The 23,269-nt window shown below is 37.0% G+C and carries 14 protein-coding genes; 9 read left to right on the forward strand and 5 right to left on the reverse strand.

Going from position 1 to position 23,269, the window contains the following annotated elements:
* Positions 1 to 67 precede the first annotated feature (67 nt).
* From tilS to BM084_RS00725, 9 genes are all read left to right on the forward strand, one after another.
* On the forward strand, positions 68 to 1,378 hold the full coding sequence (gene tilS / locus BM084_RS00685; protein ID WP_075326290.1) for a tRNA lysidine(34) synthetase TilS: 1,311 nt from the start codon (positions 68 to 70) through the stop codon (positions 1,376 to 1,378).
* The gene (locus tag BM084_RS00690; RefSeq protein ID WP_093302034.1) at positions 1,375 to 3,393 is read left to right on the forward strand and encodes a protein-disulfide reductase DsbD family protein; all 2,019 of its coding nucleotides are present in this window, start codon (positions 1,375 to 1,377) and stop codon (positions 3,391 to 3,393) included. The genes tilS and BM084_RS00690 overlap by 4 nt, the downstream gene beginning before the upstream one ends.
* Before the next feature lie 152 nt (positions 3,394 to 3,545).
* On the forward strand, positions 3,546 to 5,393 hold the full coding sequence (locus BM084_RS00695; protein WP_093302037.1) for a CocE/NonD family hydrolase: 1,848 nt from the start codon (positions 3,546 to 3,548) through the stop codon (positions 5,391 to 5,393).
* A 3-nt stretch (positions 5,394 to 5,396) separates the two neighbouring features.
* Entirely contained in the window at positions 5,397 to 7,220 is a 1,824-nt protein-coding gene (locus BM084_RS00700) for a DUF885 domain-containing protein (RefSeq protein WP_093302039.1), read from the forward strand.
* 10 nt (positions 7,221 to 7,230) lie between these two features.
* Positions 7,231 to 8,226, forward strand: a complete 996-nt coding sequence (locus BM084_RS00705) for an aldose epimerase family protein (protein ID WP_083634161.1) — start codon at positions 7,231 to 7,233, stop codon at positions 8,224 to 8,226.
* A 70-nt stretch (positions 8,227 to 8,296) separates the two neighbouring features.
* Complete coding sequence (locus BM084_RS00710; protein ID WP_093302042.1) at positions 8,297 to 9,886, forward strand: solute:sodium symporter family transporter; 1,590 nt, start codon at positions 8,297 to 8,299, stop codon at positions 9,884 to 9,886.
* Positions 9,887 to 9,945: 59 nt separating this feature from the next.
* Positions 9,946 to 10,650 carry an NUDIX hydrolase gene (locus tag BM084_RS00715; RefSeq protein ID WP_093302044.1) on the forward strand — a complete coding sequence of 235 codons (705 nt, stop codon included), beginning with the start codon at positions 9,946 to 9,948 and terminating at the stop codon, positions 10,648 to 10,650.
* A 257-nt stretch (positions 10,651 to 10,907) separates the two neighbouring features.
* The gene (locus BM084_RS00720) at positions 10,908 to 11,804 is read left to right on the forward strand and encodes a hydroxypyruvate isomerase family protein (RefSeq protein WP_093302047.1); all 897 of its coding nucleotides are present in this window, start codon (positions 10,908 to 10,910) and stop codon (positions 11,802 to 11,804) included.
* Positions 11,805 to 11,813: 9 nt separating this feature from the next.
* A complete protein-coding gene (locus BM084_RS00725; protein WP_093302050.1) occupies positions 11,814 to 14,384 on the forward strand; it encodes a glycoside hydrolase family 5 protein in 2,571 nt (856 codons plus the stop codon).
* Between the two features lie 197 nt (positions 14,385 to 14,581).
* Here BM084_RS00725 and BM084_RS00730 read toward each other — a convergent pair whose 3' ends face one another.
* The 5 genes from BM084_RS00730 to BM084_RS00750 form a co-directional block, all read right to left on the reverse strand.
* A complete protein-coding gene (locus tag BM084_RS00730) occupies positions 14,582 to 17,137 on the reverse strand; it encodes an adenosylcobalamin-dependent ribonucleoside-diphosphate reductase (protein ID WP_093302445.1) in 2,556 nt (851 codons plus the stop codon).
* Positions 17,138 to 17,586: 449 nt separating this feature from the next.
* Positions 17,587 to 18,831 carry a sugar MFS transporter gene (locus tag BM084_RS00735; protein WP_093302052.1) on the reverse strand — a complete coding sequence of 415 codons (1,245 nt, stop codon included), beginning with the start codon at positions 18,829 to 18,831 and terminating at the stop codon, positions 17,587 to 17,589.
* A 186-nt stretch (positions 18,832 to 19,017) separates the two neighbouring features.
* Positions 19,018 to 20,844: a DUF4091 domain-containing protein gene (locus tag BM084_RS00740; protein WP_093302055.1), complete on the reverse strand. Its 1,827-nt coding sequence runs from the start codon at positions 20,842 to 20,844 to the stop codon at positions 19,018 to 19,020.
* Positions 20,845 to 20,968: 124 nt separating this feature from the next.
* Complete coding sequence (locus tag BM084_RS00745; RefSeq protein WP_075326301.1) at positions 20,969 to 21,913, reverse strand: NAD-dependent epimerase/dehydratase family protein; 945 nt, start codon at positions 21,911 to 21,913, stop codon at positions 20,969 to 20,971.
* Positions 21,914 to 21,955: 42 nt separating this feature from the next.
* On the reverse strand, positions 21,956 to 23,254 hold the full coding sequence (locus BM084_RS00750) for a DUF3472 domain-containing protein (protein WP_232228820.1): 1,299 nt from the start codon (positions 23,252 to 23,254) through the stop codon (positions 21,956 to 21,958).
* Between the last annotated feature and the right edge of the window lie 15 nt (positions 23,255 to 23,269).

Raw genomic sequence — 23,269 nt, forward strand, 5'->3', positions numbered from 1 at the left:
AAAGGTATTTTAAAGTCCTCCCTTTCGGGGAGGATTTAGGAGGGGCTTTTCGTATCTTTGATTTTCTATGGAAAAAGCTTTCAAAAATGAGATCAAATCTCAATTCCCGTACTTGTGTAACACCAGGCTTTTGCTTGCAGTAAGCGGCGGGGTAGATAGCGTGGTACTGGTCCATTTATGTAATTCGGCTAAACTTGATTTTGCTTTAGCACATTGCAATTTTAACCTTAGAGATGAAGAAAGTGATGCCGATGAAGATTTTGTAACCGACCTTGCAAAAAGGTTAAAAGTGAAGCTTTTTGTAGAGAATTTTGATACCGAGCAATACGCTAAAGATAATGGCCTATCCATTCAAATGGCGGCACGAGATCTTAGGTATGAATGGTTTGAAGAATTAAGAATAAAACATCAATTTGATTATACCCTCACGGCTCATCACGCGAACGATAGTTTAGAAACTTTTTTTATTAATTTATTACGAGGTGCCGGTCTGGAAGGTTTAAGCGGTATAAATGCTGACAGTAATAAGATAATAAGACCTTTGCTTAATTTCTCCCGAAAAGAAATAGAAGCTTACGCGAGAGATAATAATATTGCCTGGCGAGAAGATAGCACGAATGCTTCTACAAAATACCTTCGGAATAAAATTAGGCACGAGCTTGTACCTGTTTTAGAAGAAATAAATCCGCAGTTTTTAGAAACTTTTTTAATAACTCAATCTCATTTAAAAGAAAATGAGGAATTGGTAGAGGATTATATGAGTTTGCTCTACCCAAAAATTATAGGTAAAACAAAATACGGTTACAGCCTGGATATAAATTATCTTAAAAAAGTACCGAATACTTCAGCCATTTTATACCAATTGCTTAAATCTTTCGGCTTTACCGAATGGAACGATGTTTACAATTTATTAGATGCACAACCGGGAAAAATGGTTTTTTCAGCATCACACAGGTTAATAAAAGATCGGGATTATTTGCTGCTTACCGAAATTGATAAAACGGAAAATAAAACTTATAAAATTGCGAAAAATGAAGATTTTGCAATGTTGCCAATGGGAACTTTTTCATTTTCAGAAGTTAAAGAAATAACAGAAAAAACTTCAAATTGTATTTATGTAGATCCTGAAAAATTGGATTATCCGCTCATGGTAAGAAAATGGCAGGAGGGCGATATATTTTATCCTTTTGGGATGAAAGGAAAGAAGAAGTTAAGCGACTTCTTTAAAGACAAAAAATTATCTTTGCCCGAGAAAGAAAACAGCTGGTTGCTGTGCTCTGGCGAAAAAATTGTTTGGGTGATTAATCAGCGTGCCGACAGGCGTTTTTCAATTACTTCACCCGATCAAAAAATTATAAAAATCACTTTCAGTTTATGAAATATCTGGCGAGTCTGCTCTTATTTTTTATTCCATTTATCCAATTACAGGCACAATATTTTGACGACGGGAGCGGAGATTCCCAAATGGCAGATCCCATAAGCTGGGAAGCTTCCGTAGAAAAGGAAAACGATAGTATCTTCACGCTTATTTTTACTGCAAATCTTGAAGATGGCTGGCATTTATATTCGCAAAAGGAAGCCGATATTGATATTGCGCCTATCGCCACGACTTTCTCTTATAATAATACTGAAGAAAATTTTGAACTTATTGGTGAAACTACAGAGCCAGATATAGAACCTATTTACGACAAGGTTTTTGAAGCCGATATCACCTATTTTGAACATGAAGCGGTTTTTAGGCAACAAATAAAAGTACAGCCTGAAAGTGATCCTGAAATTATTGCCGAAATTTATTTCTCTGTTTGTGATGATGAAAAATGTTTGCCTCCGGAAACCGAACGTTTCAATATTTCTCTTGAAGACAATGAAATAACCGCAGGTTTTACCGACCTGGAAATTTCTGAAAAAGACAAAGAACTTACCGAAGCATTAAACATTAATGTTTCAGGAATGGAAAAATTTGCCCCTGAAGAGGAAGAGGGCAATAATTTTCTAAATATTTTTCTGCTTGGTTTTATTGGTGGTTTAATCGCTTTGCTTACACCTTGTGTTTTTCCTATGATTCCGCTTACGGTTTCATTTTTTACCAAGGGCGCTAAAAACCGACAAAAAGGATTGGTTAACGCGATTTTATACGGTTTTTTCATATTCATTATCTATGTTTTGCTCAGCTTACCTTTTCATTTACTGGACAGTGTAAATCCTGAAATTCTCAATAATATCTCCACAAATGTTACGCTGAATATTATTTTCTTTATCATTTTCATCATTTTCGCGTTCTCTTTTTTCGGTTATTATGAGATCACCTTACCGAGTTCCTGGAGTAATAAGATGGACGATAAAGCTTCTAGCGTGGGAGGTTTTGTAGGCATCTTTTTTATGGCACTTACATTAGCTTTAGTTTCTTTTTCCTGTACCGGCCCTATTTTAGGTTCACTCCTTGGTGGATCGCTTACCAGTGATGGTGGTGCGATGCAGCTTTCTATGGGAATGGCTGGTTTTGGTCTTGCGCTGGCGCTTCCTTTTGCACTTTTCGCTCTATTTCCTAACTGGCTTAATTCTTTGCCAAAAAGTGGCGGTTGGCTAAATACGGTAAAAGTAACCTTAGGTTTTATAGAATTAGGACTGGCCTTTAAATTCCTTTCTAACGCCGATCTTGTGGAACATTGGGGACTTCTAAAGCGTGAAATTTTCCTTGGAATATGGATTCTTGTAGGTTTAGGACTTATGGCTTATTTATTCGGATTTATTCGTTTTCCTCACGATGGGCCTAAAAAGAAAATCAGTAAAGTTAGATTTGGTGTGGGCGTGCTTACTTTCTTATTTGTACTTTATTTAATTCCCGGTTTAACCAATACTTCTGCAGCCAACCTTAAATTATTAAGTGGTTTTCCTCCACCATTATTTTATAGCATTTACGACAAAGGTACCGAAGCACCTTTAGGCCTGGAAGCATACAAAGACTGGGATAAAGGCCTTGAAGCCGCCCGGGAGCAAAACAAACCTATAATCCTGGATTTTACCGGTTGGGCCTGTGTAAACTGCCGGAAAATGGAGGAGCAGGTTTGGAGTAATCCAGAAGTTTTTGACGTTTTAAATGAAGAATATATTCTTATTTCCCTGTATGTAGACGATAGAAAGGAACTCCCCGAGGCAGCGCAGTTTAATTATCTAAAACCAAAAGGAGGAATAAAACCTATTGAAACTATTGGTGATAAATGGGCAACTTTTCAAACCCTTAATTTTAAAAATAATTCCCAACCATTTTATGTGTTGCTGGATAATGATGTAAATCTTCTTAACGAACCTGTTGGTTACACGCCAAACGAGTCAGAATATCTTACCTGGCTTCAAGAAGGTCTTACTAAATTCCAGGAGACAGCGGTAAAATAATCTAAAGCGGGTTAAGCCAGGAAGGCATAAAAGGGAAAATGTTTTTAATTTAGAAGCAGGCCTTGACGCATTTAAAACTCGATTATCGACTAAAATTCCTTTAGGTTTGTCGGGGTAATTTCTATCTTAGGGGCTTAAAATATCCCTTAACTATGAAATTACTCCGTTTAAGTTTTATTCTTCTGTTTTTGAGTTTTTTACCCGTTCATCTTATTTCACAAGAAGAATATGATGTAAAAGAACATTATAACAAAACAGAAGTAGATATCCCAATGCGGGACGGAACTTTGTTACACACTACCATCTATTCCCCAAAAGATACTACTAAAGAATATCCTATTTTAATGCAACGAACTCCATATAGCTCCCGGCCTTATGGAAAAGATCAATTTCGTTCGCTTATTAGCCCGAATGAATATTTGATGAAAGAAGGGAATATAGTGGTTTACCAGGATGTACGGGGCCGCTGGATGAGTGAAGGGAGGTATGATAATATGCGGGCAATTATTCCGAAAAAATCTGGAAATGAATTTGACGAATCCAGCGATACTTATGATACTATTGAATGGCTTATTGAGAATGTAGATAATAATAATGGTAGGGTAGGAACCTGGGGAATTTCGTATCCCGGTCACTACGCTGTTGCTTCTTTAGTAGATGCTCACCCAGCTCTAAAAGCCTCATCTCCACAAGCCGGAATAGGTGATTTCTTTTTTGACGATTTTCATCACAATGGGGCTTATTTATTGAGTTACTGGAGAGCAACCGCACTTTTTGGATATGACAAAACCAGCCCTACTACCGAAGCCTGGTACGAATTGCCGGGTCTTGGTACCCAGGATCAGTACCAGTTTTTTTTAGATGTGGGACCACTTAGTAATCTGGACGAATATTATGGAGAAGACAATATATTTTGGCAACAACTAAAAGAGCATCCAAATTATGATGAATTTTGGCAGAGTCGCGGGATTATTCAGCATTTAGAAGATATTGAACCCGCCGTAATGGTTGTGGGCGGATTGTTTGATGCTGAAGATCTTTACGGTCCTTTTAATACTTACAAGAAAATTGAAGAAACCAGTGATAATTATAATATCATGGTTTTTGGCCCGTGGAGCCACGGCGATTGGGCGAGACAAACCGAAAGGCAGGCTGTAGGAAATGTTTATTTTGGCGATAATATTTCTGAAAATTATCAAAGAAATATTGAAACAAAATTCTTTAACCACTTTTTAAAAGAAGACGGCGATGGTGATGTAGATCTAGCTGAAGCTTATGTTTACGATACCGGAGCCCGAAAATGGAATTCTTATGAAGCCTGGCCTCCAAAAGAAGCAGAATCTAAAGTTTTTTACCTGGGAGATAACCAGGAATTAACCAACGAAGCTACCAATAATGAAGAAAGCTTTGTAAGTGACCCTGCAAAACCTGTATCATATAATAATGAAATTAAAGCGGTGTTCACTCCAAGAGAATATATGACAGGCGACCAGCGTTTTGCCGCCAGGAGACCAGATGTTTTGGTTTTTGAAACCGAAGTACTGGAAGAAGATATGAAACTTACCGGTGAGATTTTGGCACGTTTAAACGTGGCAACCACAGGAACTGCGGCAGATTGGGTGGTAAAAGTAATAGATGTTTACCCGGCCGACTCAGAAGATTACGAAGAAACCATGGACCATCTTGATATGGACAACTACCATATGATGGTGCGTAGTGAAGTGATGCGAGGCAGATTTAGAAACAGTTTTGAAAATCCCGAGCCATTTGAGCCTAACAAGAAGACCCCGGTAAATATTACGCTGCAGGATATTAACCATACCTTTAAAAAAGGACATAAATTACAAATTCAGGTGCAAAGTACCTGGTTTCCGCTTATAGACAGAAATCCTCAAACTTTTGTGCCAAATATTTTTGAAGCCGAAGAAGAAGATTTTCAGAAACAAACCCACACCATTTATGGAGATTCTGCAATAGAATTTTCAATATTAAAAGAATAGCCTATGAGTATTAGATTTATTCATAAAATCCTTCTAATCAGTTTCCTGTTTTTAGGTATTTCATGTAGTCAAAAAGAAGGAAATTATTCCGAAGAAGAAATAGCAGAACATTCGGCAGAATTAAATGAATATTTTGAAAAAGAATTTCAAAAAGACGTGGAAGAATCGCCTATGATGCAAACCCAATTGGGACAAAAAACCAATTATGGGAAGTGGGACGATTTTTCACACCTTAAATATGCCGAAGATCGAAAAAAAGCTAAAAAGCGTTTAGAATATTTAAAGAAAGTAGATGCTTCAGCCCTAAACGAGCAAACGCGTTTGAGTTACGATTTATACCTTCAGAAATTAGAAAATGAAGTCGCCGATTATGATTTTCGGTTTTATAATTATCCGGTAAACCAGATGTTTGGGCGCCATGCCGAGCTGCCAGCTTTTTTAATTAATATGCACCGTATAGATTCTATAAGCGATGCCGAAGCTTATATATCCAGGCTAAAGGGGATTCCCAAGGTTATGGAAGAGGTTATTGGAAATCTAAAAATTAGGGAACAAAATGGGATTGTTCCGCCGGTTTTTGTTTTTGACAGGGTTTTGGAATCCAGTAGAAATGTAATTAAAGGCAAACCCTTCGGCAAATCTGTAGAAAACAGTGCCTTACTCAACGACTTTAAATCTAAGCTATCTAAGCTGGAAATTACAAAAGCGCAGGAAAAAGAACTCATTTCAAAAGCTGAAAATGCTCTGGTTAAAGAAGTAAAACCCGCTTACGAAAATTTAATTTCTTTTCTGGAAACTCAACAAAAACGTGCAAATAATGATGCTGGCGCGTGGAAATTTCCAAAAGGAGACGAGTTTTATGCCAATGCTCTTAAAAGAACTACAACTACTAATCTTTCGGCCCAGGAAATTCATCAAATAGGGTTGGATGAAGTAGCACGTATTCACGGCGAAATGGAAAAAATAAAAGAAGAGGTAGGCTTTGAAGGCACACTACAGGACTTCTTTGAGTTTATGCGTACTAATGAGCAATTTTATTACGCCAACGATTCTCTTGGTAAACAAAAATATCTTGCTGAAGCTACCGAAATTATAAACACAATGAAGGCGAATTTAGACGAACTTTTTCTCACAGAACCTGAAGCAGAACTGGTAGTAAAAGCGGTAGAACCTTTTAGAGAAAAAAGTGCCGGGAAAGCATTTTACCAACAACCTGCAAAAGATGGTTCAAGGCCGGGAACTTATTATGCTAATTTATACGATATGGCTGCTATGCCTACTTACCAAATGGAAGCTTTGGCATACCACGAAGGTATCCCAGGCCACCATATGCAAATTGCCATAGCCCAGGAGTTGGAGGATATTCCGCAGTTTAGAAAGTTTAGTTTTTACACCGCTTATGTGGAAGGTTGGGGCCTCTACAGCGAATTATTACCAAAGGAAATAGGGTTTTACAAAGACCCTTATTCTAATTTTGGTAGATTGGCAATGGAACTCTGGCGTTCTTGCAGGCTAGTGGTAGATACGGGAATTCACGCTAAAAAATGGACCAGGCAGGAAGGAATAGAATATTATAAAGCGAATACGCCCAATGCAGAAAGTGACTGCGTGAAAATGGTAGAACGACACATTGTTATGCCGGGGCAGGCTACAGCCTATAAAATAGGAATGAATAAAATACTGGAGTTAAGGGAAGAAGCAGAACAAAAACTAGATGATGATTTTGATATTAGGGAATTCCATGATGTAATTCTATTAGATGGAGCTTTACCTTTGAATATTCTGGAAGAAAAAGTAGATAACTGGATTTCCGGTAAAACCAACTAAAAAAAATAATTTGAAAACTCAAAAAGAAGATTTAAAAACGGTAGCTATTGTTAATAATAACGGGAGTGAACTCCAGGTTCTTAACTATGGTGCTGCTGTTATAAGCCTTAAAATAAAAGATAAGGCCGGGAATAAAGTGAATGTGGTGGTTAGCCCGCGGGCAGAAGAATTTATAACTTCGGCCTATAAAGAGCATAATAAATGTTTTGGTGCTTCGGTGGGGCGTTATGCCGGTAGAATTTCCAATGGGGAGTTTCAGTTGGATAATACTACCTATAAATTAAATGAAACCAATAATGTTCATCTTCACGGCGGCGAGAATGGATTTCAGTATAAAATATGGAAAATTGAAGAAGAGGAAGTGGCGCCCAATCCTTCAGTAAAACTAACTTATTTCAGCAAGGACGGGGAAGAATATTATCCTGGGAATTTACAGGTTGAGGTTAAATATACGCTTACTGAAAATGATGAATTGCTTATAGAATATTCGGCTAAAACCGATAAAAAAACTGTGATTAATCTTACCAATCATACTTATTTTAACCTTAATGGAGGTGGCAGTATAAGCGATCATTTTTTAAAGATTGAAGCTGAAAAAATCCTTGAAGTAGATAAAAACTTATTGCCTACCGGTAATTTAACCAAACTTAAAAAGCATCCTAAAAACTTTATTGAAGGTAAATTAATTGGAAACAGGAGCCTGGATGATACCTATGTTTTAAAATCTGATAAAGATGAAGTTGCGGCAAGGCTTTTTGCTCCTTTAACCGGAATAAAGATGGAAGTAAAAACCAATCAAAAAGCACTGGTGGCTTATGCTCCAGAAAACCTTCCGGAAGATTTGAATTACCATACCGAAATCGCTGAAGAATATCCTTCGTTATGTTTAGAGGCACAAAATTTCCCTGATGCTCCTAATTTTAGAAACTTTCCTGAAGCGGTTTTAAAACCGGGAGATCAGTACTACAATTGGATCTCATATAACTTCTCGGTTAGCGGTCAATAATAAGTTTATGCCTTAAGTAGGATCAAAACTCATATATAATTTTATATTTAACAAAATTTTTAAATAAGCTATGGTTGGAATTTTATCATTCATTGGTTTTACCCTATTAGTGGCTGTAATTGCCTATTTAGCCACCAGAAAAACCGATGAAAGTACAAGTGATGGATATTTTCTTGGTGGAAGGAGCCTTACTGCAGGAGTTATTGCAGGTTCGGTTTTACTCACAAATTTATCTACAGAACAAATTGTAGGTTTAAATGGCCAGGCTTTTAGTGAAGGAATTTTAGTAATGGCCTGGGAAACCCTTGCAGCCATAGCCATAGTAATAACCGCATTATTCTTACTACCACGTTATTTAAAAGGAGGGCTAACCACAGTACCACAATTTTTAGAAAAACGTTTTGATAGAGGAACCAAAACCCTGGTTTCGGCGCTATTCCTATCGGGGTATATGATTATTTTCTTACCTATTGTTTTGTATTCCGGTGCATTAGCAATTAGTACGATGTTCGGAATTCCTGAAATGTTGGGAGTTAGTGCAAATACCGCCTTATGGCTTACGGTATGGGGGATAGGGATCGTAGGATCTATTTACGCAATTTTTGGAGGGTTAAAAGCTGTAGCAGTTTCAGATACTATTAATGCTGTAGGTTTACTCGTAGGAGGTTTGTTAATTCCCATTTTTGGACTTATGGCTATTGGAGACGGCGGAATTATTAATGGGCTGGAAGTTTTAGTAGATTCTAATCCCGAGAAGTTTAATTCTATTGGAGAGCCTGAAGCTTCGGTTCCTTTTTCAACAATATTTACCGGAATGATGCTTGTGCAATTATTTTACTGGGGAACCAACCAGGCAATTATTCAGCGAGCTCTGGCGGCTAAAAACCTTAGGGAAGGCCAAAAAGGTCTAATGCTAGCTGCTTTTATAAAGATTCTCGGGCCAATTATCGTAGTTCTTCCGGGTATTATTGCCTGGCATATGTTTCAGGGCGATTTAGAGAATGCCGACCAGGCATATCCTGCTTTGGTAAATGCGGTACTACCACCGGTGCTTACAGGATTTTTTGCGGCTGTACTTTTCGGTGCAATTTTGAGTTCTTTCAATTCAGCATTAAACAGTTCGGTTACCCTTTTTGGAATAGATATTTACAAACAATATTTTAACCAGGAAGCCAGTGAAGCGAAAGTAGTAAAACAAGGAAAACGCTTTGGAATATTCCTGGCCATTGGAGCTATGCTTATTGCGCCTTTTATAGCCAATGCGCCCCAGGGGCTTTTTGGGTATTTGCAGGAAGTAAACGGAAGTTACAGTATTCCAATTTTAACTATTGTTATTGTAGGTTATCTTACTAAACGAATTCCAGCGATTGCGGCTAAAGTGGCTATTTTTAGTGGGGTTGGGTTCTATTTAATCTATTTAGGACTAAAGTATTTTGTGGTAGGAGAAGATGCACTACCGCATTACCTTCACGTAATGGCGATATTATTTGTTCTGAACGTACTTATTATGTTTATAATCGGTAAATGGAAACCAAGAATTGAACCTTTTATTTTAGATTATACCAGGCAGGTAGATATTCAACCCTGGAAACTGGTAAAACCGGTTGGGCTTGGAATTGTGGTACTCGTGGTATTTATCTATGTATATTTTGCTCAATAATTAAGTGCAAAATCCGAGCTTAAAGAATTTTTATATCTTAGTTTAAACTTCAATTTTTAATGAAACCGTTTCAAAAGGATTTCTACATTCAAGAAGATAAAATGTACGTGGCTACAGACTGCGTAATTTTTGGATTTGATGAAGGAAACCTGAAGCTTCTCATTTTTAAAAGAAGGGTTAAACCACTTATGGGAACCTGGTCTCTTATAGGAAGTTTTGTGAAATTGGATGAAGATGTGAAAGAAGCCGCAAAACGTGTTTTAAAGGAAATAACCGGCCTGGAAAACGTGTTTATGGAAGAACTAAAAACCTATGGCACCACGTTTCGTGATCCTGGATATAGAACTATTTCTATTGCCCAGTATGCTTTAATAAGAATTGGCGAGTATGATAAGGAACTGGTAGAGAGACATGGAGCGCATTGGTATGATATAGAAGATGTGCCAGATTTGGTGCTGGAACATAATCAAATGGTAAAAGATGCCCTGCTTAGAATACGCAGAAAAGCCAGGTATAAACCCATAGGATTCGAATTACTTCCAGAGAAATTTACCATTCCGCAATTACAAAAGCTTTATGAGGCCGTTTATCATAAAGAAATCGATTCCCGAAACTTTAGAAAAAAAGTACTTTCCTTAAATGTGTTGGTTAAATTAGACGAAAAAGATATGTCTACTTCGCGGCGCGGTGCATTTTTATACAAATTTGACCGCAAAAAATACCTGAAACTTCAAGAGTCCGGCTTCAATTTTGAAATCGCCTAATTGAAGTTTTTTCTTCTAAAATGTGTTAAGAAAATTTTAAAAAAAATCTATTCCGAAAAATTTGTTTTCTGAAAATTAATTGTAAATTTTACGTTTATAATAATTTGCGAAGAAAAGATAGTTGTGGAATACATATTTGAGTCAATCGTTTTTCCTTCAGCCTTGTTTTTATAATTAAAGTCTTATTCCTGGTGAGTTTCACCTGAATTTTGACTTTTCTATTTTCTATTTTATTATACCAACTTAATATATAAATAATGGACAAGAAATTCACAAGACGTAATGCGTTAAAAAGTATAGCCATTGGTTCAGGGGTTTTGAGCCTGGGTGGAGTAGCATCTTCTTTTGCTGCTATGAAATATATAGATAACAACAGCTTACCTAATAGAAAAAAGAACAATGTTAAGCATTCGGTTTGCCGATGGTGTTTTCAGAATATTCCTTTAGATGAATTTGCAAAAACCTGTGCGAGTATGGGAATTCAGGCAATAGATCTTTTAAAACCTTCAGAATGGGATACAGTGGAAAAATATGGCCTGGTTTGTTCTATGGCAACAGACGATTTTGCCATTATTGAAAATGGATTTAATGAGCCAAAAAACCATAAAGATCTTCAGGAAAAATATAAGGGTTTAATTGATAAAGCTTCAAAACATAACATTAAAAACGTAATTGTTTTCTCGGGAAATAGACGCGGAATGGATGAGAAAACCGGAATTAAAAATTGCTCAAAAGGTTTAAAGCCGCTGCTTAAATACGCTATAAAGAAAAATGTAAACCTGGTAATGGAGTTGCTTAACAGTAAGGTTAATCATCCAGATTATATGGCAGATCATACCGAATGGGGTGTTGCCCTGGCTGAAGAAATGGGAGCAGATAACTTTAAATTGCTCTACGACATTTACCATATGCAGGTAATGGAAGGAGATATTATTGCTACAATTAAAAAGCACCATAAACACATAAATCATTATCACACTGCCGGAGTTCCCGGTCGTAACGAAATTGGTGATACCCAGGAACTTTTTTATCCTGCAATTATGAAAGCCATTGTAGAAACCGGTTTTGAAGGTTTTGTTGCCCAGGAATTTATTCCTACCAATTCCGATGAAATTTCTTCATTAAAGAAAGCTATTGAAATTTGTGATGTTTAAAATTTATATATGAAGAAGAGATTTTTGCTGAGTTTTATATTTTTTGTAATCAGTTTTATAAGTTTTGCCCAGGAAAAAGAAGATGTTTACGTAGATAATGAAGGCCTGATGCGTTGGGGGCATAACGATGCAGAAGTCAAAGGTTTTGGAGTCAATTATTCGGTACCTTTTGCGCACGGCTATCGAAGTGGTGAGAAATTAGGTATAGATCTAAAAAAAGCGATAGATAAGGATGTTTATCATTTTTCCCGACTCGGTTTTGATCTTTATAGAATTCACGTTTGGGATACTGAAATTAGTGATGAAGAAGGCAATTTAATAGTAAACGAACATCTCGAGTTATTTGATTATTTATTGAAAAAGCTCAAGGAACGTGATATAAATTTCGTGGTTACACCCATTGCTTATTGGGGAAATGGCTGGCCGGAACCCGATGAAGATACTCCCGGATTTTCTAACAAATACGAAAAAGCCGGAAGCTTAACTGAGCCCGGTGCTATTAAAGCTCAGGAAAATTATTTGAAGCAATTCCTGAATCACGTGAATCCGCATACGGGCGTAGCTTATAAAAATGAGCCAAACCTTATTGCTTTTGAAATTAGCAACGAACCGCACCATAAAGGAGAGCCTGAAGAAGTGCAGGAATTCATTGAGAAAATGGTGAAATCAATGAAAAGCACCGGCTCTAAGAAACCAATTTTCTATAATGTAAGTCATAGTATTCATCTCGCCGAATCTTATTTTGATGCTGGAATAGATGGCGGAACTTTTCAATGGTACCCAACAGGATTGGGGTTTCAGAAGGAATTGGAAGGGAATTTGTTACCAAATGTAAACGATTATCATATTCCGTTTAATGATGTAATTGAAGAAAATAACGCGGCGAAACTCGTGTACGAATTTGATGCCGCCGATGTGATGAAATCTTATATCTATCCTGCAATGGCAAGGAGTTTCCGGGAAGCCGGAATCCAGATAGGAACTCACTTCGCTTACGATCCTACTTATTTGGCGTTTGGAAATACCGAATACAATACGCACTATATGAACCTGGCCTACACGCCACAAAAAGCCCTCTCCTTAATGATGGTGGGAGAGATTTTTCATCAGGTTCCTGTAAATGGTGATTTTGGTATTTATCCAGAAAACCTGGAATTTCAGGATTTTACGATTGATTATGAAAAGGATCTCGCGGTATTAAATTCTGAAGAAAAATTTATTTATACCAATACGAATGATAATCAGCCAAAATCCTTAAAAAACCTCAAGCAAGTTGCCGGTTTTGGTAATTCTGAAGTGGTTAAATATGAAGGTAAAGGCGCCTATTTTCTCGATAAATTAGACGACGGTGTTTGGCGATTGGAAGTAATGCCTGATGCTATTTTGGTCGATAATCCTTTTGGAAGCAACAGCCTTGAAAAAACCGTTGCGGTGATCAAATGGAATGAATGGGAAATGACTTTAGATCTTGCCGGTTTAAATGAAGACTTTAGCCTGAAAGTTTTAAACAAAGACAATGAGTTTACACCTGAAGTTAAGGGGAAAACTTTTAAAATTCGTCCCGGAACTTATCTTTTGAAAAATAAAGGAGCCGAAATTGATGAAAATTCAGATATAAATTTAAGGTTCGAGCTGGAAGAGTTTACCGCTCCCGAAAGTACCGTAGCGCAAACTTATGTTATGCACCATCCGATAAAAGAACTTACCGAGAATTCTTCAGCAGAAATTAATGCAGAGATCGTTTCAGACAAAGAAATAGAAAAAGTAGAAGCCTGGCTGCAAAACGGGAATACTTATGAAGCTATTGAGCTTAAGAATAATAACGCTTATAATTATTCGGCGGAAATTCCGGAAAATGTGTTGAAAAATGGCTTTTTGGAGTATCGAATTATCGTTACTACTAATAAAGGAAAAGAAACTTTCCCCGGTGAAGTTTCTGGAAGTCCTGAAGATTGGGATTTTTATTTTGAAGAGGTATATACCACACAAATTGTAAAAGAGACTAAACCGCTTTATATTTTTAATGCTTCAGAAGACGAAGATTATGTAGTAGGCGAGTGGAGCCCTGAAAATAAGCTCGTGCCAACTGATATTCCGGGCGAAGCAGATTATCAGGTAAAAGTGGAGAAACTTTTTGAAAAAGATGTTGAAAACCCTGAGGCAGAACCGGTTTACGATTACTCTTTTCGATATAATTTCAATAGAAAAATTACGGGTCGTAAAAGCGAGTTAAATTCCAAAAATAGCCTTGTGATCAAAGCCAGAGCATTAACCGAAAGAACAGATAAACTTCAAATTGCCTTGGTAATGAAAAACGGAGCGGCTTTTGGAACTACATTAGATCTTGACCAGGAGACCAAAACTTATAAAATTGATCTTTCCGCTTTAAAACCGGTTAAAACAGTGAGTCTGCCAAGACCTTATCCTTCATTTTTACCGTATTATTTCGAACATTCTTATGAAGGCGATTTTGAATTAGAAAATACAGAAGCGCTGCAATTTTCAATCGGCCCGGGAATTGAAGATATTAAGCTGGAAAAGCCGCAGGGAGTTGGGATTATTTCGGTGAGTTTGGAATAATAAAATGAAAAAGGCGGTTTGAATAAACTTCATTCGTCAAGCTGAACTTGTTTCAGCTTCTAACTTGTTCTAATTGCTAGCATCTTAGATTCTGAAATGAATTCAGAATGACGAGTTAAAAATATTTTCCTTCCTACAAACAAAAATGCCTTTTGAAAATTTTCAAAAGGCATTTTTTATCTAATCTAAACAAGAGACTATCCGCATTTGGAAGAGCCGCAATCCTGACAGGTAAGGCAGCCTTCCTGATAGATAAGATTAGATGAATTACAATTGGTACATTTTTGTTTCTTGGCAACGGTACCATCGGCGATAAAGCGTTTTAGCGCCCTGGCAACTCCGTTTTTCCAGGTGTTTATAGATTCACTGTCTAGCTGCAGGCTGCTTATTAAATCTACAACCTTTTCAATTGGCATCCCGTGTCTAAGCGTGGTAGAGATCAATTTAGCATAATTCCAGTATTCCGGGTTGAATTTATGCGATAAGCCTTCTATAGTTGTCTTGTAACCTCGTTTGTTTTCATATTGGAAATCGTAACGAGAAGTTCCATCTTCATTTCTAGCTTTTATAATTGTCCCTTCAGTTACCCAGCGTGGAAGCAGAATTCCTTCTTCATCATCGGCAAAACCGGTGAAGATCTCGTAAGGTCTATCGTCAATTAAGCCAATGAAAGCAATCCATTTGTCTTTGTTATTCTGAAAACGAACCACATCTGCAGTTAAGCTTTGCGGACGAGTAGTTGGGAATGGCGTATTGTTTTCTTCTTCAGCCTCTTCTTTTTTCTCTTCGTTAGAAATTAGAACTCCAGAGCGAGAACCATCACGATACACGGTAACTCCTTTGCAACCGGCTTGCCAGGCTTCTAAATATAGCTGACCAACCAATTCTTCGGTAGCATCGTTTGGTAAATTAATGGTCACACTAATAGAGTGATCTACCCATTTTTGTACAGCTCCCTGCATTCTTACTTTACTCAGCCAATCAACATCGTTAGAAGTGGCTTTGTAGTAAGGAGAAGCTTTTACAAGTTTGTCCAGCTCGGCTTGTGTATAATCATCGGTTATTTCGTGGCCATTAACCTTCATCCATTCTTTAAATCGATGGTGGAAAACCACGTATTCTTCCCAGGAATCGCCAACTTCATCTACAAAATCTACACGGGAATCTTTATCGTTAGGATTTACTTTTCTTCTTCGTTTGTAAACAGGCATAAATACCGGCTCAATTCCAGAACTGGTTTGCGTCATTAAACTCGTAGTACCTGTAGGAGCAATAGTAAGTAAAGCAATATTACGGCGGCCGTATTCCAGCATATCATAATACAATTTCTCATCTGCCTCTTTAAGTCGAAGAATAAAAGGATTTTCTTTTTCTCTTTCTGAATCAAAAATTCCGAAAGCACCTCTTTCTTTTGCTGCATAAACTGAAGCTCTGTAAGCTTCAATAGCGATGTGCTTATGGATTTTTACTGAAAAATCTACACCTTCATCACTTCCGTATTTAATACCTAAAGCGGCAAGCATATCACCTTCAGCAGTGATGCCAATTCCGGTTCTTCTACCTTCTTTAGCTTTGGTTTGAATGTTTTTCCAAAGATTATATTCTACACCTTTAATTTCTGAACCTTCAGGATCTGCTTCAATTTTAGCAAGAATTGCATCAATTTTTTCTAATTCAAGATCAATGATATCGTCCATAATGCGCTGTGCAGCGGCAATATGTTTTTTGAAAAGTTCAAAATTGAAAGAAGCCTCTTTAGTAAACGGATTTTCTACATAAGAAAATAAGTTTATAGCTAACAGCCTACATGAATCATAAGGACAAAGCGGAATCTCCCCACATGGGTTGGTAGAAACCGTTTTGTAACCAAGATCGGCATAACAATCTGGGACCGATTCGTTAATTACGGTATCCCAGAAAAGAATTCCAGGCTCAGCCGATTTCCAGGCGTTATGTACTATTTTTTTCCAAAGCTTATTAGCTTCGATCTCTTTAGATTTCTTCGGATTTTCGCTAAAAATTGGATATTTCTGAACATAATTGCGATCTTCTTTAACCGAGCGCATAAATTCGTCATCAATTCTTACCGATACATTGGCGCCGGTTACTTTTCCCTGCTCCATTTTTGCATCTATAAAGTCTTCAGAATCTGGGTGATTAATAGAAACAGAAAGCATAAGCGCTCCACGACGCCCATCCTGCGCAACTTCACGAGTGGAGTTAGAATATCGTTCCATAAAAGGAACGATACCGGTAGAAGTAAGGGCAGAGTTTTTTACCGCCGAGCCTTTTGGGCGAATGTGGGAAAGGTCATGACCAACACCACCACGGCGTTTCATAAGCTGAACCTGTTCCTGGTCTATTTTCATAATCCCTCCATAAGAATCTGAATCGCCATCGTTACCAATTACGAAACAGTTAGAAAGGGAAGCAATTTGGTAAGGGTTACCTATACCGGCCATTGGGCTACCTTGAGGGACAATATATTTAAAGTCTTTAATAAGGTCAAAAACCTCATCTTCACTCATTGGGTTTGGGTAGCGTTGCTCTACACGGGAAATTTCTTTTGCAATTCTACGATGCATATCGTTTGGCGTAAGCTCATAAATATTCCCCTGGGAATCTTTAAGCGCATACTTATTTACCCACACCCGTGCGGCTAAATCATCTCCTTTAAAATAGTCTAACGAAGCTTTAAAAGCCTCATCCTGGCTATAAGTCTTAGGAGCGGCGGTAGTAGTGTTCACACCCATATTAATTTTAGATTTTGGATTAGTAATAGTTTCAAGCGGAATGTAAATATAGACAAAGAAGTACAAGAATATAAAATCTTGTTAAAAAAAGTTATCAAACAAAAATTGTTAATAAGCTTATTATCAGTTAAATATGAATTTATCAACATTTGAAAGTTGACAAATTTGTAAAAAAATAGAATTAAAGTTTGTGCGGGAGTAAATTGCTGAAGCTGAAGTAGAGAAAGTGATTTTTACTGGATAATCGGTACTAAATGCTCCGAAGACTGCCTCGAAATCAAATTAAATTTTTCAATAATAATGCGTGAATTTGCTCCAAAATTCTTTACTGAATTATAGCTTAAAATCTACGAATATTTTAGTGGAATTTAAACAAAAACGGTCACCTATGTAATAACATCTTTAAAGAAAGATGCTATTACATAACCACAAAGATTTATAGAAAGCTATTATTTAATTTTATGTCCTTTAACTGCAAAAAACCATATATATAAATAACTTGGGATAACAATCCAGTAAGCTGATTGCGGATCAAAGGTATCAGCAAGATAGCCATAAATAAGTGGTAAGATTGCACCTCCCGCCAGGGCCATAATTAAAAATGAAGATCCAATTTTAGTAAACCTACCCAATCCGTGTAGTGCAAGTGGCCATATGGCCGGGAATACCAGGGCATTAGCAAGACCTAACAAAGAAATACTTAAGACCGATATGTATCCATTTGTAAAAATGGCGACCAGGCCCAATATTATTCCTAATATTCCAGAGAGCTGTAAGGCATTCTGCTGACTAATATATTTTGGAATCGTTACGGTACCAATTAGATAACCAACGATCATTGCAATTAATGTATAAGTGGTGAAAAATTTAGCTACATTGGTAGGGATATCGTGGGCATCTCGGGCATAGCTAATCACTGTATCCCCGGCAATTACTTCCACACCAACGTAAAGAAACATTGCAAGGGTACCCAATAATAAATTAGGGAATTGTAAAACATTGGTTTTATTTTTATTGGCGGCTGCGAGTGTTTCATCTTCTTCATCAGTTTTAATTTCAGGTAATGATGAATAGTAAATTAAAACAGAAAGGCCTATAAGGATTATTGCCATTACAATATATGGTGTTATTACCCGTGCTGAAAGCGCATCCAGTTCAGCGGCTTTTTCTACCGCATTCATCCCAGTAAGGCTCGCTTCCACTTTGTCCATATTTTTAAGCAAAATAGCACCAAAGATGATTGGGGCCAGTGCTCCTGCAAGTTTGTTACAGATTCCCATTATACTCATCCGTTTTGCCGCACTTTCAATAGGACCTAAAATGGTAATATAAGGGTTAGCAGCAGATTGCAGCAGGGCTAAACCAGTGCCTTGAACAAATAATCCGAATAAGAATAAAACGTAAGTTCTTGATATAGCCGCTGGAATAAAAATTAGGGCACCAACAGCCATAACAACTAATCCCGTAGACATACCCTTTTTAAATCCTATTTTTTTTAGAACCCATGCCGAAGGTATTGCCATAACCAGATAGGAGATGTATGAGGCGAAAGCTACAAGGTAGGATTCAAAATTATTGAGCTGACTCGCTGTTTTGAGATATGGAATTAAGACAGAGTTCAACCAGGTAACGAAGCCGAAAATGAAAAATAATACTCCAATTATGATGATGGATTTGTTTGTTTCTTTAGTCATGGATTTATTTTTAATATTCTATTTACTTAAAACAGTATTGTGATAAAGGCTTAGCTCATTGCTCAATTTGCCTTTGGGTTATTTTATGATAATCGGTACATATTAGAATTTTAAGCGAAAAATTTACCAGTAACCCCGGTTACTGGATTTATAAAGAATACACTTAAAATTTTCATAGCAATATTTTTATAAGTTCTGTAAAGCCTTTTGAGCTTTATCTATCATTACAGAAGCTGATTTATTGTTAAGCTCATCTATTGTGAAAGAGGACAGTATTTTATCAATTTGTAAAAGCGCTTCAGTATTATTATTCCTTTTAAATTCAGACTTTAAGATTTGAATTTTTTCATAGGCTTGTATTCCAGCTAATAGCTTTTCAAAGCGTATAGATGTTCTTCCGCCCGGATAAATAAAATAGGTGTCTCCAGCTGCCCAGGTGGTAAACCTGCTGTCTAAAAGTGGCTCCAGAACCCAACTGTTGTAAGCCCAACGTAAAAAACCATCTAACTTTTTATTGGCGGCATACCAGCCATACCATTCGGTTTCTGAAGGCTCACTAAAAGTGAAGCTATTGGGATAGGGATGGGAGCAACTGGTATAGAAAGTACTTGTTTTCCCCTGTTTTTTACGGGATTCAATAATTTTATCGGGATAATTTTCACTTAATGTAATGGAATAATCATCTATAGCATCAAACAATTCAGGATGACTATTACCTGCAAAAGATATTTTAAAATTCTTATCAGCATTTTTTATAACTTTCATAGCCGCTTCCATAGATTCCATAGGGCGTTCATCCATAGCGATATAAGTTTTATCAAACCATCCTTTTTCTTTTAAATGGGCAGCGAAGGCTTTAAGCATAGCTGTCCAGGAATTTTTGTATTCTTCCTCTCCGGGTTTGGTTTTAAGGTGTTTTGTAGTATTGGCAGCTTCATCAAAATAAGCAAAGCTTAGTTTCCAGGGAATCATACTGTAGGCATTAATTTGTTTGGTCACGCCTGAATCCATCATAAATTCTACCCACTTATCAAAAACATCAAAACTAAAATCCCATTTGCCATCAAGCTTCTTAGTCCACCGAACCATAGAATGAAAAGCATCCTGTGTTTGGCCATCCCAGGGACGGTCAATAATACTTGCTGTAATAGATTTTCCTCCAGCATTTACATAATGATGAATATCCTCTTCCATAGCTTTAAAGTGTTCATCACTCCATAAATCGGTTTTATAATATCGGGCTGCAGCATATGGATTTTGCCATAGATCCAGATGGAAGTTCCATTCTTTTGGAGCTGACAAACGGCGTTCTTCTACCGTAATAGTTATAAATAACTTTTTTAAAATTTTACTACCATCCTTTATTTTTAAAGTTCCCGAATAAAGCCCTGGTTTGGTATTCCGGGGAACCTGAATGGATAACCAGCCGGGTCTTGTAGTTTGTTTTAATACCTTGAAATCTTTTATTTTATGATCTATAACATCGGCCACTAAAGTTGAATCAAAGTTTGCCGGGACGCGATGGCCACAGGCTCCTTTTTGATCTTTATTAAGTTCATCGGTTAATACATAGCGAACAAATGCACTTTCTATTTGCTCCTTTGAAATAACCTGGTTATTATTTCTGTTTTTTAAATCTGATATTTCTACACTTAGGCTTAAATCTTTTTTTCCTGCTGAAACTACCCATTGGGCAGAAAGTTTTTCTCCCCTCCAGCCTTGCAGGTTTAAATCAGTTGAAAGTGAATCTTTCGATACCGGTTTTTCTTTCTCGTACCTCTTACTGGTTTTACCCCATCCCACTATAGTTCTTTGAGAATCATTCCAAAGTTTAACAGGAGTGGGAGTTGGGTTTGCTAATTCGTGATACGAATCAACTGGAAAAGGCATCTGGTTTGTGTGTTGCCCGGAGTGAGTGACTCCTTCCGGACTTTGTGCCTGAGAAAAATTGAACCAACCCAGGAGAATAATAGCGCTCCAGGTTTTTATTATTCTGAATTTTTTGAAAGTCATATGATGAAATTGAATATTATAATCAATTTAGCTTCTTGTAGCGCTAAATACTGCTTTTAGTGGATTAAAATCAATATTGATTTAGACCCTCAATTTGGTATTGATTGAACCACCATTCACCAGGTTAATAGGCTTCACATTTTATATTTTTAAGCATATCTATAGTTATTTTCTTAAGATCGTATTTAGGTTTCCAACCCCATTCCTGTTCGGCCACCTCATCATTAATGCTCTGTGGCCAGCTGTCTGCAATATGTTGTCGAAAATCAGGTTCATATAAAATTTTGAAATCTGCGATATGTTTATTGATTTCTTCAGCAAGTTCAGCCGGTGTAAAACTTACTCCGGAAACGTTATAGGATGTACGTGTTTTAATTTCTGAAGCAGGTGCTTCCATCAATTCCAATGTGGCTCTTATGGCATCGGGCATATACATCATGGGTAGACGGGTATCTTTACTAAGAAAACAGGTGTATTTTTTATCTTCTTTAGATTTATAAAATATATCTACAGCATAATCGGTAGTACCACCACCAGGTTGGGCTGAATAAGATATTAAGCCAGGGTAACGCAGGCTTCTCACATCAACTTTAAATTTTTTAGCATAGTAATTACACCACTGCTCGCCGGCCTGCTTAGAGATTCCATATACTGTACCTGGAATCATTCTAGGGTTTTGGGGGGTATTTTTACGCGGAGTGTCATTTCCAAAAACAGCAATAGATGACGGCCAGAATATTTTAAGCTGGTATTTTCTGGCAGCCTCTAAAATTCCTAAGAGACTCCGCATATTTAAATCCCAGGTAAAAAGAGGATTATCTTCCCCTTTGGCTGAAAGGATAGCAGCTAAATGATATATCTGGGTAATATTTTCAGTTACAATAATATTTTCAATGTGCTTAGAATCGGTAGCATCTAAGGTTAGAAATTTTACTGAATTAAATTTTTTAGCTGATTCTGAGTTAATATCACTGGCCAGAATATTACTGGCTCCATATTTTGAAGCTAAAGCAGTGGTGAGTTCAACTCCTAATTGTCCCGCTGCGCCCGTAATTAATATTTTTTCCATTAAAAAAGTAGTGAAAGTATTTTTAAGATTGATTTAGAGTTGTTAAGGTAAATTTTCAAAATTTATTTGTGGTGCATTCCCGGTTGCTTCCCTTTCAAAATTAGTATTGACTTCGGTTGTTTCATTAAAAAAGCCACAATTTTTCAAATAATATCCTCCTGTGGTCTCTCCTCCGGCATAATCAAGCCTATGTTTTTGATTGGCGGTGGCATCAGCTGTGAAAATGGTCTCAGTGAATTCTATCCAGCCCTGTTCCTCATCATAAAGCCATTGGTTTTTATAGTGAGCCTTACGGGAAATATCTCCAGTAGCAGGGACAAAATTTTCCAGGAAAGAATATAAACGGCCTAAATAATTACTGGATTTTGGCCTTCTAAAGCTTGCAATAAGTTCCCATTCGTTATTTTCTGGCGTATAGAAATATGCGGAATAATCTGTATGATTTGGACCTGCGGGCTCACCTTTCAGTAGGAATTTGTAAGTGGTATTGGTTTTCCACATAAATTTTTTAAAACTCTGTCCTCCAGAGCCTTCATTGCCAAACTCGCCGGTATAGACATCATCTCCTTTTTTAAGCATAATAATTTTTTGATCTTCCGGAATTTCATCAGGGTTTTGCGTCTCGTAAGGACTCCAAACCGAAAATAGGATTCGACGTTCATTTTCTGAATTTACCTGCATGCCAAAATAACCGTGAGAAAATCCATTTGCCATATAGTAAGAACCTATCACATCTTCTCCCTGTGGTACCACTATTTCATTGTAAAAATAAGTGGGTTTTTTACTTTCTTCCGGGATGGGGTAACGCAAATGAACTGAAGGGCCACGACGACCAAAATGGAAATTGTCTTCTACGAAATTCACTTCCCCCTCGGTAACAGATCCAGCCAAAAGGAGTTCTTTGATTGTTATTTTTTCATTTGATTCCGGTTCTATAACTTTAATAGATACTTGCTGGTAACCTGAATCTTCAAGTTCAAATTCACCTAAATAAACCTTCTGGAAGTCTTTGTTTTTAACCTGAATTTCGTGGCTTTCTCCAGCCAGTGATACTTTTAGTTTGGTATTTCCTGAAGTTGATTTCAGGTTAAGTCCAAGTTTTACCAATCCTGATTTGTTGGTTCTAAAATAACTTTGAATAGGTTTTTTGCCATCCCAATTATGTACACCTTCTTTTTTAATAATTTTTCTATCTTCTTCCTGATTGTTGGAAATCCACGAATTTTCACCTAAAGGAATTTGATAGGTATATTCTGGTTCCTCTTTATCCTGTGTACAAGAAGTTAAAAATATACCCAGATAGGTTATTAATATAGCAACTTTGTATATGTTGAATTTCATCAATTTTTATTTTAA

It is taken from the genome of Salegentibacter agarivorans (assembly GCF_900113135.1).
Classification (GTDB): domain Bacteria; phylum Bacteroidota; class Bacteroidia; order Flavobacteriales; family Flavobacteriaceae; genus Salegentibacter; species Salegentibacter agarivorans.